This is a genomic window from Pedobacter sp. (assembly GCF_045628745.1).
GTDB lineage: Bacteria > Bacteroidota > Bacteroidia > Sphingobacteriales > Sphingobacteriaceae > Pedobacter.
The window spans coordinates 1-14,537 of sequence record NZ_JAZQPU010000179.1; the positions used below are offsets into that span (position 1 = coordinate 1).

The following is a 14,537-nucleotide window of genomic DNA, read 5'->3' on the forward strand; positions in this document are numbered from 1 at the left end:
AGGTCTTGCAGCGAATAAATCTATCAATTGGGCCATCACCTTAAAGGGTAACGAACACCTCAAAGGCATTATTGGCATTTTCAATACCAACCCTGAAAATCACCGTGCAGAAATTGGCTATATCCTCCATCCTGCACTGCATGGCAAAGGATTGATGGATGAGGCCCTTAAAGTGGTGATCAATTATGCCTTTGAGACGCTCAACTTCCATAGCCTTGAAGCGGTTATCGATCCCTTAAATACCGCATCAGAAAAGCTTTTGCTCAAAAACGACTTCCATAAAGAAGCACATTTAAAGGATAAAACCTTTTTTCAGGGTGTTTTTCTAGATGACGTCATCTATTCACGACTCAATCCTAAGCATTAGCCCTCATTTAGGCTTCTGCAATATCATAAACGATAACCTTTTCCCAAAGGTGACTACAATTTTTAATAAACTCCAGGTGTATCGGGTCGTCCTGGTAGCTTGCCTGTGCTGCAAGGTCTTCAAAAAACATTAATTCAGAAACGCCCCAACTGTGGTCTACCACATCACGTTTTTCCGTGTCAGCCACCACACCCACATGCAGGGCTTTAATGGCTTTAATTTTTGACAGCGTTTTTACGCCGGCAACCAATTGGTCGCGGTCGGCTTTAGAATCTGGATTCTTCATCCAAAAGAAAACATGGTGTACTACAGGATAGTTTTTTTGCATAGGAGTAAGCGGTAAGGCTGCAGAAGCAGCCGTAGCTGAGGCCAGTAATGCGGCTGTTCCAATAAATTCTCTTCTGGTCGGTTGTTTCATAGCAGCGTGGTTTATTTTTAAAAATACATATTTAAAGTCTATTGAGGGGCCTCAGTATCAAATATTTTATTGGTTGAAACACCTTTATGCTACTATCCAAAAGACATCACCTAAGGCTTAGTTTTTTTTATGTATTTTTGCAGAAAACATTGAACAATTGGGAACTCCACTAGATTTAGGCATAAAAGGATATAAAAATTACGGTACGCATCTTAAAGAAAAGTATGCTGGGCAGCGCGTATTTAAAGTAATTGTAGATGGCGGCTTTACCTGTCCTAATCGTGATGGCAGCAAAGGTTATGGTGGTTGCACCTATTGCAACGTAGACTCCTTTACACCGGAGTTGTCGCGAAAACTGCCTACCGTGCGTGAGCAGCTGGAGCAAGGAATGGTGCGTGGAAAAAGCTTTTATAAAGCCGATAAATTTATTGTCTATTTCCAGCCAAATACCAATACCTATGCACCTGTACATTATTTAAAAATGATGTATGATGAGGCTTTGTCTATCAACCCCGAAGATGTGGTTGGCTTTTCTGTAGGTACCCGTCCGGATTGTATTGATGCGGAAAAAGTAGCCTTGCTGGAAAGTTATTCTGATCGCTTTGATGTGGACCTGGAGATGGGCATGGAATCTATCTACGATGAAACGCTGGAGAAAATTAACCGTGGCTGTAGTCATGGTGAATTTGTGAAAGCCGTAGAATTGTTGGAAAATTCCAAACTTGACCTTTGTGTACATACCATTTTTGGTTTCCCATGGGAAACTGAAGACATGATGTTGCAGTATATTCATGAGATTAACCGCTTCCCGCAAATCAAATTTGTTAAATTCCACCACTTACATATTGTTGAAGGCTCCATTATGGGTGCTAAATACAAAAAAGAGCCCTTTAAGTTGTTCTCTTTGGAAGAATATACCGATTTGCTGTGCAAATTAATTCCATTATTGAGACCAGATATCGTTATTCAGCGATTATTTGGTATTTCTGACTGGGATTTATTGATTGCACCAAACTGGGGGCTCAACAAATCTGCTATACAAACTTATATAGATAAAGAAATTGAACGCAGAGGTGTAGTACAAGGTTCCTTATACCCCCTTTAGGCGCCCATCTTCCCGAATAATTCCTCCACTTTCTGCTTTCTGAAAGTAAAAATATCCTGCAGCTTTTGAGCTACAAACAGGTGGTTTGCTGCTTGTCCTAACAGGCCAAGTGGCAAACCATAAGTTAAACGGTCTTCCATTCGCACGCCGCCAGGTATCGCTTTAAAGTGATGTTGATGGTGCCAGAAGCGGTATGGGCCAAATCTTTGCTCATCAATAAAATATTCTTCTTCCTTTACCTGGGTAATTTCTGTCATCCAGTTGAGCTTAATCCCCAACATTGGCGATACCTTATAGGTAATAATCATGCCCGGGTACATCTTTTCTATGTTGTCAACTGCAGAAGTGACAGTAAAAGCCATGTCTGCCGGTGTAATCTTTGCCAAATTATGGGGTGAGGAGAAGAAATCCCATGCTTCCGGTAAGGAAATAGGTAATTCCTGTACAAACTTTAGATGATAAGCCTTCATTAGCTCAAGATACGGATTTGTAATGAAATGACTAAATGTGCTGTTTTAATTAAATTCGCACCAAACACACGTTATGTATTAGTGGTTTTGTGTCATTTAGCTATTTTAGTGTGGAAAATTTGACTGTTTTTGTTAAATTAACTGTGTAAATGTAAAACATTGTAATAATTTATTTGTTTCCAGTCATTTTTTACACTAGATTTAGCATATCAATCAAAATATTAAAATTAAACCTCAAAAAACCAATCAAAATGAAGACGATTCCTTTAAAACAGTTTGCGCCGTTCGCAGTTTTGTTAATTGTGGCTATTGTTGCGCTTTTTATTCCTCTTTCTCCAAATTATGATATCGGTAAATACAGTCCTGCAGACATTGCATGGGTGCTTACCGCTACCGCATTGGTATTTTTAATGACACCCGGACTAGCATTTTTTTACGGAGGCATGGTTCACCGCAAAAATGTTTTGTCAACCATGATCAAAAGTGTGGTGGCTGCGGGTGTAATTACCGTATTATGGGTGACCGTAGGTTTTAGCTTAGCCTTTGGCGAAAGCGTAAACGGTGTGATCGGTAACCCTTCTACCTTTGCATTTTTTCAAAATGTAAACTCTGGTGAATCCTGGGCAGGTGCACCAACTATTCCTTTAACGCTCTTTGCTTTGTTCCAATTGATGTTTGCCATCATTACCCCGGGCTTAGTGGTAGGTGCCGTTGCTGAAAGAATCCGTTTCACCTCTTACATTATGTTCATCGTATTGTTTGCTATCTTTATTTATTCTCCATTAGCACACTGGACATGGCACCCTGATGGTTTCCTTTTCAAAATGGGTGTGCTTGACTTTGCTGGCGGTACCGTAGTACATATTTCTGCTGGTATGGCTGCCCTTGCTGGCGCCCTGGTATTGAAACGTAGAAAAGTTCACCAGGATCACCAGGAAATTCCACCTGCAAACATTCCTTATGTATTGATCGGTACAGGTTTGCTTTGGTTCGGCTGGTTTGGTTTTAACGCTGGTTCTGCATTAGGTGCTAACAGTTTAGCTGTTTCAGCTTTCGCTACTACTAATATTGCTGCTGGTGCTGCTGGACTTTCATGGATGTTTTTTGATGTATTACGTGGAAAAAAACCTTCCGTATTAGGTTTCTGTATAGGTGCTGTTGTAGGTTTAGTAGCCATCACTCCTGGTGCAGGTTTCGTATCTATCCCTTCAAGTATCTTTATCGGTGCCATTGCTGCGGTGATCTCTAACCTTGTTGTGGTATGGAAATCTAAAACTAGCCTTGATGATACATTAGACGTTTTCCCTTGTCACGGTGTGGGTGGTATTGTTGGTATGTTGCTGACAGGCGTATTTGCTACTAAAACTGTAAATGCTGCCGGTGTTGATGGTTTGTTCTATGGAAACCCTGAGTTTTTCATCACCCAGTTAAAAGGTGTTGTTATTGTGGTAGCATTCAGCTTTGTAATGTCTTACCTGGTATTTAAACTAATCAACCTTGTACAACCAATCCGAGTAACTTCTGAAGAAGAAGAATTGGGCTTAGATGCTAGTCAGCACAATGAAAAATACTCTCAAGGCACCCTTGTTGTTGCTTCTACAGGTGTAGAAATTGACCACGAGCTTGCTCACTAAATAACAACCAAAACCTAAACCTAAACCAATATTTCATTAAACCAAACGCTCTAATTATGAATTTAAAAGCGCTGTTTTCGCTGTCCGCGATCGCCCTTACCACTGTGGCCTATGCTCAGGAAACTGAAAGTACCCCTTTTGAGTTTTCTGGCTCTGCCGATGCTTATTATAAATATGATTTTCAAAAGCATCCTAACATAGGAACCAGCTTTGCCAGCGATCATAATTCTATTTCACTAGGCATGCTTGATTTCGCAGTGAAGAAAACTACAGGCAAGGCTTCATTTTTAGGCGAGGTATCCTTTGGACCACGAGGACAATACCAGAGCTTACTTAATGGAGATAATGCAGACGGCAATAGCGAAAATACTTTTCACTTACAAAACCTGTCGATCAATTATGCCTTTACGGATAATTTTACCATGACGGCAGGTTTCATGGGTACCTTTGTAGGCTATGAGGTGATTTCGCCTGTCGGCAATTTCAATTATTCTACCTCATACCTGTTTTCTGCAGGACCATTCCAAAATGCAGGAATCAAGGGTACCTATACTTTCTCTCCTAAAGTGAGTTTAATGGTTGGTTTATTCGATGATTGGAATGTATATAAGGATGTGAATGGTGTTTCTCACTTTGGTGCACAGTTAGGACTTTCTCCGGTAGAAGGATGGAGCGCTTACCTGAATGTTTTAACCGGAAGAAATGCTGGTGCGCCAGGGGATGGCTCTTTATTTGACATCACCACATCTTTCCAGGTTACAGAAAAAGTTAAAATAGGCTTGAATGCTGCCGATTACAGCATCTCTAACGATAATGGAGGTTACAGCGGTGCTGCCCTTTACCTGCAAAATTCATTTACACCAGGTTTTGCCCTTGGCTTAAGAGGGGAGTACTTTAAAACTAAGGATGTAGGTACTGTAAATGGAGAAGTTTTTAACTCAATCACACTGTCAGGAAATTTCAAAACCGGTGGCCTTACCTTCATTCCTGAGGTACGTTTTGACAAACGTGATGATGATTTATTCACTAAATCAAACCTTTCTCCAACAAATCAGGCATCACAATTTTCACTGGCCGCCGTTTACGCCTTTTAAATTAATGAACCATTTTATCGGCACAGGTGGAACTTGCAAAAGCTTCCGGCTTGGCCTTAAAAATGAAACCCATACTTAAAATATAACCCATCGCCTCGTTCAGCGCTTTGTTTGATTTAAACATTGGATTGGTATTGATGTCTGCATGAACTTCAAGATCCACATCGTATAAATCAAGCAAATCGCAGATCGAGTAGGCGGTTTCAATAGACTTCTGCACCTCCAGGAGCATTCGCTCCTTAATACTCATCTGCTGCGTAGTTTTCTCCTGATGTATGTACATAAATCCTCCATGTTGCTCCCTTAACAAAACAATGACAGTAGCGAAATCTGTTAAGGCGCCTTTTACTTGTGAGTCTGTACCAATGCAAACTTTAAGGTGATAGCCTTTCTCAGTTTCTTGAATAATGGCTTTTTCAATTTCTTCTAAAATAGGTGAATGAATGACTTCACCGCTAAACTTTTTCCAGGTCATACTTAGTGGTAATTTAAGTTAGGGAAACAATAGGTAGTTATACTAAATTTACCTGTATAATTTGGTATTCCCATGTTTTTTTTTGATTTTATTTGTTTACTACCAGCTTGTTACGAAAAATCCATTGTCAGAAAAAAAACAATAATGGATTTAACGAGTTCTTTAAGTGTATATGATGACTAACAAAACAATAATAGTATCAAACCGATTGCCCGTAAAAATTACCGAGACCGATGGAAAATACACCCTTAGCCCTAGCGAAGGTGGACTTGCTACGGGGCTAGGTTCTGTTTATAAAACCGGTGGAAATATCTGGATTGGATGGCCAGGCATTGAAGTGCCCCTGGAACGACAGGAAGAAGTTAAAGCCCAGTTGGCAACACTCAACCTTATTCCTGTATTTTTAACACAGGAAGAGATTAACCTCTATTACGAAGGTTTCTCTAATGAAGTTTTATGGCCGGTATTTCATTACCTGGTTACTTATGCTCATTTTGAACAGGACTACTGGGATTTCTATAAAACCGTGAATGCCAAATTCAGGGATGTTGTTGAACAACAACTTGTGGAAGGCGATACGGTATGGATCCATGATTACCAATTGCTGTTGCTGCCTTGCCTGATCAGGAAAATACAACCACAGGTAACGATAGGCTTTTTTCAGCATATCCCTTTTCCTTCTTATGAAATCTTCCGCCTTATTCCATGGCGGGAAGAGATTCTTAATGGTATGATTGGTGCCGATTTGATCGGCTTTCATACTTTTGATGATGTGAGGCACTTTTTAAGTACCACCACCAGGCTTACAGGGGCCAAATCAGCTAACAATGTGATTACCTGGAATGAGCGGCAAATAGTGGTAGAATCTTTCCCGATGGGGATAGATGACAGGAAGTTTGAACAGCTCAGCAACCGCCCTAAGGTTAAAGCGCATGTAGCTAACTTTAAAAAATCTAGAAACAATGAAGCTTTCATTTTATCTATAGATCGCCTGGATTACAGTAAAGGAATCATCCAGCGCCTCCAGGCCTACGAACTTTTATTGCAAACCCATCCTCAATATATTGGTAAACTGGCCTTATACATGGTGGTTGTGCCTTCTAGAGACACGGTGCCCCAGTATAAAGAGCTGCGCGACCGCATAGATCAGATGGTAGGCAATATCAATGCCAGTTACAGAACTATGGACTGGTTACCTATCCATTATTTCTACCGGTCGTTCTCCGTAGAATTGCTGTCTGCCTTGTATAGTGCGGCAGATATTTGCCTGGTTACCCCCATGCGCGATGGTATGAACTTGGTGAGCAAGGAATATGTGGCTTCCAGAACAGAAAATAATGGTGTCTTGATTTTAAGCGAAATGGCGGGTGCCTCTAAAGAGTTAAATGACGCCTTGATTGTGAACCCTAATAACATGGGCGATGTGATGCGCGCCATTGTTACGGCCATAGAAATGCCTTTAGAGGAGCAAAAGATCAGGATGAGTAGCATGCGGGAAGTAGTGAAGAAATATAATATCCATTTGTGGGTAAAAAACTTTATCACTAAATTGAAGGAAGTAAAAGAAATGCAGCAATCGCTGCTGGCTAAATATGCTTCCCTTAAAATGAGAGAACAAATGGCTATGGCTTATCTGGAATCCAGTCACCGTTATATTTTCCTTGATTACGATGGTACACTGGTTGGTTTTAACAGTGTGATTGAAAAAGCTTCTCCAGATCCAGAGCTGTACGAAATTCTCAATCAGCTGAGCAACGACCCTGCTAACCAGGTGGTGCTGATCAGTGGCAGAAACCACGAGACGCTCCAGAAATGGTTTGGCCATTTAAAGGTGGGCATGATTGCAGAACATGGGGCCTGGCAAAAATACCTGGATGGCAGCTGGCGCAGTTTACCACTGCTGACTGATAAATGGAAAAATGAGGTGTATGCAGTTTTAGAACGTTATACCGATCGGACCCCGGGTTCTTTTATTGAAGATAAAAGTTATTCGCTGGTATGGCACTACCGTAAGGTAGAAGAAGGACTTGGCGAAATGCGTGTTAATGAAATTATCAGTCACCTGAAGTTAATTGTAGCCGACAAAGGCCTGCAACTAATGCCGGGAAATAAGGTGCTTGAAATAAAAAATATTGAAGTGAACAAAGGTAAGGCTGCACAAAACTTACTTTACAACATGGAAGCTGATTTTATTCTGGCCTTTGGTGATGATTATACGGATGAGGATGTGTTTAAAGCCCTACCTCCGGATGCTTATACCATTAAGGTGGGCGGTAATATTTCAGCAGCAAAATACTTTGTCAGAAATCCTACAGAGGTAAGGCAGCTTTTAAAAGAGTTGATACAGCTTAACTAATCATTAACCCATTGGTAACCTTTCTTTAACCTATCGCTAACTTATGTGCGCTATTTAAGGCGGACCAGCTAGGGACTTGCTACGGGTTTGCTACCGGAAATTCGCTAGCAGGTCCCTACCAAGTCCCTAGCTGGTCGGGGCTATAAGTTAACGATGGGTTAGTTAAAGGTTAAGGAAAGGTAAGTGACTTATAAGGAGAAGTTAAGGAGCTGCCTGATGGTTGCCATTGGGATGAACATCACTTGGTTGTTTCGTTTTAAATTTCAAATAATTTAATGCCGCTTTCTTTAGAGCCTCATTAGGAGCCGGGGGATTTAAAATCGCTTCTAAAAATATTTTTCTATCTTCAGGTGTTTTCAGTATTATAGTGTTTCTCATCATCATTAAGGCTTTTGTGCAAAGATGAACCAAGATTATAATTTAAGCGTAACTAAAGCCAAATCGGGCAGCGCTAATGTTCTTAAATTTACCTAAATTGTAGTCATAAATGCAATAAAATTCAACGTTTGATCGATGAAAAAAAGTGGATTAGTATTAATTTTTCTCTATTACAGCATCTTTGCTTTTGGACAGGGTAGTTCTACGCAATATGAAAATTACATTAATAAAGCCGAACTTTTATTTGTGTCCAAAGCTTACAGCGCTTCCGCTTTGGCCTATTCAGCTGCATTTAAAGCAAATGGAGGCCTAGGATCTATGCCAGATCGGTATAATGCAGCATGTGCCTGGGCATTAGCTAAAGAAGTTGATAGTGCTTTTTACCAGCTTGAAAGAGTAGCCAAAAAGGCGTATTACTTCAATTACCTGCATCTTACTGAAGATATCAATTTAAAATCACTTAAATCCAACAAGCGATGGGATTCCTTAATTGCTATTGTTAAACAAAATAAAGACAAGCTTTACCCTAAATTGGATCTCGTTTTAAATGAACGATTGGAATTAATTTTCATCAATGATCAAAAATACAGGAAACAGTTGAATGAGGCTGAAAAAAAATATGGTTGGGATGCTAAGCAGGTAAAAGATATCCTGCTTCTGATGAACAAAACAGATTCTGTTAATGTGACCAAAATAAGTAAGGTTTTAGATGAGCATGGATGGCTTGGGCCGGAGGAAGTAGGTGTAAATGGAAATCATGCGCTTTTTCTGGTTATTCAACATGCAGACTTAAAGACACAAGAGAAATATTTACCACTTTTGCTTGATGCAGTAAACAAAGGAAATGCAAAGCCAAATCAACTAGCGCTGCTAACAGATAGAATTGCCATAAGAAACGGTAAAAAACAGGTTTATGGTAGCCAAGTGAGCCAGAATCATGATACACAGACTTATGAAATATCACCTTTAGAGGATCCAGATCATGTTGATGAGCGTCGTGCTAAAGTTGGGCTTGGTCCGCTATCTACTTATTTAAGTCAATGGAACATTAAGTGGGATGCTGAAGTTTATAAAAAAGCTTCAAACTGATTTGAAGCTTTTTTATTGTAATTTTTGATGGTTACAAACTGATACTCTCAATAGCATTTTCTAAACTATGCTCCTGCAATTCAGGGACTTTGAGGCCTTCAGCACGGAAGATTTGTAAATCTGTCATGCCCAAAAAGCCTAATACAGCTTTCAGGTAAGGCCCGTTAAAATCGTACGCCTGCGCAGGTCCGTCACCATATACGCCTCCGGAAGCTAAAGCTATATAAACTTTTTTACCTTTTACTAAGCCCTCAGGACCATTTGCTGTGTAGCGGAAAGTAACGCCTGCGCGTGCAATATGGTCAATCCAGGCTTTCAACGCTGAATGGATACCGAAGTTGTAAAAAGGCGAACCGATAACAATGAAATCAGCATCCATTAACTGACTAATTGCCTTGTCAGAATAGCTGGTGGCTTCCTTATCTAAGTCCGTTAACTCGGCTGTAGGCGTCAAAAATGCCTGAAAATGAGGAGCATCCAGGTGTGGGTAGTTTTCAGTTATCAAGTTTAATTCCTCAACAACAGCGCCGGGGTTGGCTTCAACAAGTCTATCAACTATTGCATGGCCAAGTTTGATGGTGTATGAAGCATCATCTCTAAAACTGGATATTAAATGAAGTATCTTTTTCATGGGATTTATTTTTTCTTCAAAGGTAACTCTCGCGGCTATAAAAAGGATACTACTTTCCTAAAGGATAGTAGTATCCTTTGGGAAAGTTCTTAACTTTAGTCTATGAAAGCTAATTTAATGGATGAGGCGCCTTCTAAGGAGCAGTGTTTGGTCAGTGTAAATGCTATACGCGATGCGTTATATGTGTTGAACGGGAAATGGAAGCTTCCCTTAATTTTTACGTTGCTTGAAAAACCAAGGCGTTTTAACGAAATACAGCATGCATTGCAGGGCATAACACCTAAAATACTATCAAAAGAATTAAAAGATCTGGAAGAGAATGGTTTTGTCAATAGAACCGTTTATCCTACAACTCCCGTAACGGTTATTTATGAAATCACTCGTTACAGTAACACCCTTGAAAGTGTGTTGAATGAGTTACGAATATGGGGAATTCAACATCGGGAAATGATTATTGCAAGTATGAAAAAAAAGGAATTAAAGGCTTAGAAATACCAGCAAAGTTTTAGTCTTAAGAATTTCTTTTGAACGACAGCGATCAGGACAATTGAATTTTCTGAAATTCTTTTCAATAATTTGTTAACTTAGAGCATAAAGTATTATTTGTTAAAGTCAGTAGCGCTCAAAATTATATGATGAAAATCCAGCCCCAGGTAGACAATTTTGATATGGATATTGTAAGGATGAGCCAGATCCCCTCCATTGATCATATCTTAGAGGTGATTTGCAATTCTACCGGAATGGGATTTGCTACGATTGCAAGGGTAACCAAGGATAGATGGGTAGCCTTCGCCGTGAATGATAAAATTAATTTCGGACTTCGGGTAGGTGGTGAATTAAAAGTTGAAACTACGCTCTGCCATGAGGTGATGAATGCTAAGGAAACTATAGCGATTGACTATTTTGATTTGGATGCTAATTATAGTAACCACCACACCCCAAAGCTTTATGGCCTCCAGAGTTACATCTCTATCCCAATTATCCTCAAAAATGGCGAGTTCTTTGGCACCCTTTGTGCCATAGATCCAAAACCAGCTTTAGTCAACAATAAAAAAACCATTAACATGTTCAGGCTTTTTGCTGAACTCATTGCTTTCCATTTGGATTCCATCACTGTTTTAGATGAAACCGAAGCCAAGCTTGTTGAAGAACAAAAAATAGCAGAAATACGTGAACAGTTTATAGCCATGTTGGGTCATGACCTGCGCAATCCTGTACATGCCATATCCAGTGCAGTGCAACTTCAGCTTAGAAGCACACTTGATGAGCGGAATATGAAGTTAGCTAAAGTTATCCAGGATTCTTGCAATAGAACTCGTGGCCTTATCGATAATATTCTTGACTTTGCCAGTGGACGTTTAGGTGGGGGCATACAACTCAATTATGATAATAGTGAGGCGTTGGAAGATACGTTGAACCAGGTGATTACCGAACTTCAGATAGCCTATCCAAATATAACTATTCACACGGATTTTAACTTGACTGTTGAGGTTAAAATCGACAATAAACGCATTGCGCAGCTTTTCTCAAACCTGCTGGGAAATGCGATTACCCATGGGAAATCGGCATCACCTATAGTCGTGCGGGCAAGCACAGCCGCTGGAAAATTTGAACTCTGCGTAATCAATAAAGGAAAAAAAATAACTGACGAAGCCATGAAGCACATGTTTAAGCCATTTTCGCGGGGCAAGGTGCACCAGGGACAAGAAGGGCTGGGCCTTGGATTGTTTATTGCCAATGAAATTGCAAAGGCACATAAGGGTGAAATGTTTGTGGAGTCTAGCCATCAAGATACCTGTTTTAAACTTAAGGTGCCCGCTTAAAGGCAATCTATTTTTCTTGCACTGCATAAGGCAGGGTTATCGGTCAACACCACCGTTATTCTTTACTTTTTAATCAATAATCGCGCTAAACTCGAAAAAAATAGAAGCTAGGCACTCCTTCGTATTTGCTAAAGCAAGTTTATAGGGTTGCCTTGGCAACATACTCATCTAGCTCAAATGCAAAGGAGCCTGTCATAATTTCACAATGACAGGCTCCTTTTTTCTCAAAAGGGTCTTCTTTACAAAAATATCGGTGTGTCTAATTTTATCGCAATCCGGTGTGCAGCATTCATCAAGCCTACATGACTATAAGCCTGTGGAAAATTACCCCACTGACTACCATCTTTTTCGTCGATATCTTCACTGAACAAGTTCAGGTGATTGCCATATTGAATCAACGATTCAAATTCACGCTTGGCATCCTCAATTCTGCCCACGCAAGCTAAAGCTTCCACATACCAGAAGGCACAGATTAAGAAGGTCGTCTTCGGCTTACCAAAATCATCGCTGTGTTTGTAGCGGTAAAATAAGCCGTTATCTGCTTTAAGTTCGTTCTCCAGGGCTATCAAATGATCTTTTGCTCTTTGTGAGTTAGGGTCAAGGTAATTCATTAAGATAAGCTGGAGCGTGCTGGCATCAAGATGCGGACTACCCACAGCATGGTTATATACTTTGCGTTCAGGGTCGTAACAAGCTTCAATATGTGCCGATGCCTTGTCAATCAGCACCTGTGCCCGGTTCTGGTAAGTTTCGTCGCCCATGGTCCTGGCCATTTTAAGTGCTGCCTGTGCACCTGCCCATTGAAAAAGGTTGGTATAACAATGGATATTGGCAATGTTACGGAACTCCCATATGCCAGCATCCTTCTCATCAATGGTGCGCTCAATTTTCTGCAGCAGGTAATCAAGCCAGCGTGTAGAATCCTGCCTTTCGGCATAAACAAAACGGCTGTCGTTATATAAAGGCAGCATCGAAATGAGCACCTGTCCGTAAATATCATTCTGAATATGCTCAAAAGCCTGGTTACCCACGCGCACAGGCTGCTCACCCATATAACCTTTTACATTTTCAAGGATACGTTCTGTGAGTACCCTTTCGCCGGCAATGCCAAATAAGGGCTGATAGCGCGTATCGCTGCGGAAAGAGATATCAGTAATATAGTTAAAATATTTCTCCATTTCCTCAAAATGGCCAATATGGTTCAGGGCGGTAATTACATAATAGGTGTCGCGCATCCAGCAATAGCGGTAATCCCAGTTTCGGGTGCTGCCCGGCGATTCTGGTAAGCTGGTGGTGCTGGCGGCAATAATAGCCCCCGTATCTTCATACTGGTGGATTTTTAAAACCAGCGCAGAGCGGATCACCAGGGTCTGGTGGTAGCCAGCGATGGTAGAATGTTTAATCCAGGTTCTCCAATATTGTTTGGTGCTGTTTAAAAAGTGTTCTGCGGTTTCTGCAATGGTAGCTTCCAGGCGGTAGCCGAAAGTTAAAATAAGGTATTTAGGTTCATTGAGGGCAAAATAAACTTCATCTTCCAGGTAACTCAAAGAAATGTTAGTGCTCAGCTGCATGTTTTCTTCACCACATACATACTGTAGGTGGTTACTGCCCCTGCTGCTGGTAAAATGATCTTCACCATAATTGTAAACAGGTTTACATTTCACCCTGATCCGCGGATTGCCTTCCAGCACTTCCACCTTACGAATCAGCATCAGTGGCTTATAATAACGCTCATACTGACGAAAACGAGGTGCAAAATCGGTGATGCGGTAGGTGCCTTCCTCGTTACTGATTTCTGTACATAAAATATTGGTGTTCTCCAGGTAATATTGTTTTGAATTGTATGCTCCATGTGGTAGGATAGAAAACTCACCGCCAGTTTCGCTGCCTAGTAAAGAGCCGAAAACAAATGAACTGTCAAACCGTGGCCAGCATAACCAGTCTATATTAGTGTTTTTGTTGATATGTGCTAAAAATGCGCAGTTGCCGATAATGCCGGTCTGGTAGGTGTGTCTCTCCATTTATAAATATTAATTCTCTACCAGTAGAACAATCTTTCATGGCTTTTGTTGTATGAGGTAAGTATAATTATAAATTCACAAATAGACCACAGGGCGATGAAAGCAGAATTATTGAACGAATTTTACTTGCTGCAACAAAGCAGATCTAATGAAAAATACTTAGAACTGTTAGACGAAAAAGTGTATACACCGGTTAAAAAAGTTAACATTCAATTGACTAACTGGGTGAGTAGGAGAGGGTTGATGCTGATGAATCTGGAAAGCGTGATGAACAGAGGCGTGAGAAGGTTTAAAAAAAGATATTTTAAATTTTAGGCGCAAAATTTTCACAAAACATTCTTGGCATATTAACCTTATCTTTGCGCCATGACGGTAGAAAAGATATTGGATAATTTAAAAATAACTTCCTTAAATGATATGCAGGTGGCAGCAGTGGCCTCGGCAAAAAAAGGAAGTGACTTGTTGTTGCTTGCACCAACAGGTTCAGGTAAAACGCTTGCGTTTTTATTGCCCATTTTTCAACGTCTAGATGCCAGCGCAAAAGGGGTACAAGCACTAATTATGGTGCCTAGCCGTGAACTGGCCTTGCAAATTGAGCAGGTGTTTAAACAAATGTCTACAGGTTACAAAGTTAGTTGCTGTTACGGTGGCCATGCGGTTAAAACCGAACGCAATA

At 40.5% G+C, this 14,537-nt stretch carries 16 protein-coding genes; 10 read left to right on the forward strand and 6 right to left on the reverse strand.

The genetic code is table 11. The features are described from left to right. Positions 1 to 367, forward strand: a 367-nt coding sequence (locus tag ACR2F7_RS07055) for a GNAT family N-acetyltransferase (RefSeq protein ID WP_432712878.1), incomplete at its 5' end; no start/stop codon positions are given. Positions 368 to 374: 7 nt separating this feature from the next. Here ACR2F7_RS07055 and ACR2F7_RS07060 read toward each other — a convergent pair. After that, positions 375 to 785 carry a Dabb family protein gene (locus tag ACR2F7_RS07060; protein ID WP_432712879.1) on the reverse strand — a complete coding sequence of 137 codons (411 nt, stop codon included), beginning with the start codon at positions 783 to 785 and terminating at the stop codon, positions 375 to 377. Between the two features lie 157 nt (positions 786 to 942). Between ACR2F7_RS07060 and ACR2F7_RS07065 the strand changes: the two genes are divergently transcribed. After that, a complete protein-coding gene (locus tag ACR2F7_RS07065; RefSeq protein WP_432712880.1) occupies positions 943 to 1,890 on the forward strand; it encodes a TIGR01212 family radical SAM protein in 948 nt (315 codons plus the stop codon). Here ACR2F7_RS07065 and ACR2F7_RS07070 read toward each other — a convergent pair. After that, positions 1,887 to 2,360, reverse strand: a complete 474-nt coding sequence (locus tag ACR2F7_RS07070; RefSeq protein ID WP_432712881.1) for an SRPBCC family protein — start codon at positions 2,358 to 2,360, stop codon at positions 1,887 to 1,889. The genes ACR2F7_RS07065 and ACR2F7_RS07070 overlap by 4 nt on opposite strands. Positions 2,361 to 2,611: 251 nt before the next feature. On the opposite strand from ACR2F7_RS07070, the gene ACR2F7_RS07075 reads away from it, so the two are divergent. Together ACR2F7_RS07075 and ACR2F7_RS07080 are read left to right on the forward strand one after the other, a co-directional pair. Next, the gene (locus ACR2F7_RS07075) at positions 2,612 to 3,994 is read left to right on the forward strand and encodes an ammonium transporter (protein ID WP_432712882.1); all 1,383 of its coding nucleotides are present in this window, start codon (positions 2,612 to 2,614) and stop codon (positions 3,992 to 3,994) included. Between the two features lie 56 nt (positions 3,995 to 4,050). After that, on the forward strand, positions 4,051 to 5,088 hold the full coding sequence (locus ACR2F7_RS07080) for an outer membrane beta-barrel protein (protein ID WP_432712883.1): 1,038 nt from the start codon (positions 4,051 to 4,053) through the stop codon (positions 5,086 to 5,088). Between the two features lies 1 nt (position 5,089). On the opposite strand, the gene ACR2F7_RS07085 is transcribed toward ACR2F7_RS07080, so the two are convergent. Beyond that, positions 5,090 to 5,563 (reverse strand): ribonuclease H-like YkuK family protein, encoded by a 474-nt coding sequence (locus ACR2F7_RS07085; RefSeq protein ID WP_432712884.1) that lies wholly within the window; start codon positions 5,561 to 5,563, stop codon positions 5,090 to 5,092. A 172-nt stretch (positions 5,564 to 5,735) separates the two neighbouring features. Between ACR2F7_RS07085 and ACR2F7_RS07090 the strand changes: the two genes are divergently transcribed. Then, complete coding sequence (locus tag ACR2F7_RS07090; protein WP_432712885.1) at positions 5,736 to 7,919, forward strand: bifunctional alpha,alpha-trehalose-phosphate synthase (UDP-forming)/trehalose-phosphatase; 2,184 nt, start codon at positions 5,736 to 5,738, stop codon at positions 7,917 to 7,919. 201 nt (positions 7,920 to 8,120) lie between these two features. Here the strand turns inward: ACR2F7_RS07090 and ACR2F7_RS07095 are convergent, their stop codons facing one another. Next, positions 8,121 to 8,303, reverse strand: a complete 183-nt coding sequence (locus ACR2F7_RS07095) for a DUF1778 domain-containing protein (protein ID WP_432712886.1) — start codon at positions 8,301 to 8,303, stop codon at positions 8,121 to 8,123. Between the two features lie 129 nt (positions 8,304 to 8,432). Here ACR2F7_RS07095 and ACR2F7_RS07100 point away from each other — a divergent pair, with 129 nt between their 5' ends. Further along, the gene (locus tag ACR2F7_RS07100) at positions 8,433 to 9,386 is read left to right on the forward strand and encodes a DUF6624 domain-containing protein (protein WP_432712887.1); all 954 of its coding nucleotides are present in this window, start codon (positions 8,433 to 8,435) and stop codon (positions 9,384 to 9,386) included. 31 nt (positions 9,387 to 9,417) lie between these two features. Here the strand turns inward: ACR2F7_RS07100 and ACR2F7_RS07105 are convergent, their stop codons facing one another. Then, the gene (locus tag ACR2F7_RS07105) at positions 9,418 to 10,017 is read right to left on the reverse strand and encodes an FMN-dependent NADH-azoreductase (protein WP_432712888.1); all 600 of its coding nucleotides are present in this window, start codon (positions 10,015 to 10,017) and stop codon (positions 9,418 to 9,420) included. A gap of 102 nt (positions 10,018 to 10,119) precedes the next feature. Between ACR2F7_RS07105 and ACR2F7_RS07110 the strand changes: the two genes are divergently transcribed. Further along, positions 10,120 to 10,506, forward strand: coding sequence for a winged helix-turn-helix transcriptional regulator (locus tag ACR2F7_RS07110; protein WP_432712889.1), 387 nt, complete (start codon positions 10,120 to 10,122; stop codon positions 10,504 to 10,506). A gap of 143 nt (positions 10,507 to 10,649) precedes the next feature. Continuing rightward, complete coding sequence (locus ACR2F7_RS07115; RefSeq protein WP_432712890.1) at positions 10,650 to 11,840, forward strand: GAF domain-containing sensor histidine kinase; 1,191 nt, start codon at positions 10,650 to 10,652, stop codon at positions 11,838 to 11,840. Positions 11,841 to 12,079: 239 nt separating this feature from the next. Here ACR2F7_RS07115 and ACR2F7_RS07120 read toward each other — a convergent pair whose 3' ends face one another. Further along, positions 12,080 to 13,861 (reverse strand): glycoside hydrolase family 15 protein, encoded by a 1,782-nt coding sequence (locus tag ACR2F7_RS07120; RefSeq protein WP_432712891.1) that lies wholly within the window; start codon positions 13,859 to 13,861, stop codon positions 12,080 to 12,082. Between the two features lie 96 nt (positions 13,862 to 13,957). Between ACR2F7_RS07120 and ACR2F7_RS07125 the strand changes: the two genes are divergently transcribed. Then, positions 13,958 to 14,176 carry a hypothetical protein gene (locus ACR2F7_RS07125; protein ID WP_432712892.1) on the forward strand — a complete coding sequence of 73 codons (219 nt, stop codon included), beginning with the start codon at positions 13,958 to 13,960 and terminating at the stop codon, positions 14,174 to 14,176. 51 nt (positions 14,177 to 14,227) lie between these two features. Then, on the forward strand, positions 14,228 to 14,537 hold a 310-nt coding region (locus ACR2F7_RS07130), incomplete at its 3' end, for a DEAD/DEAH box helicase (RefSeq protein WP_432712893.1).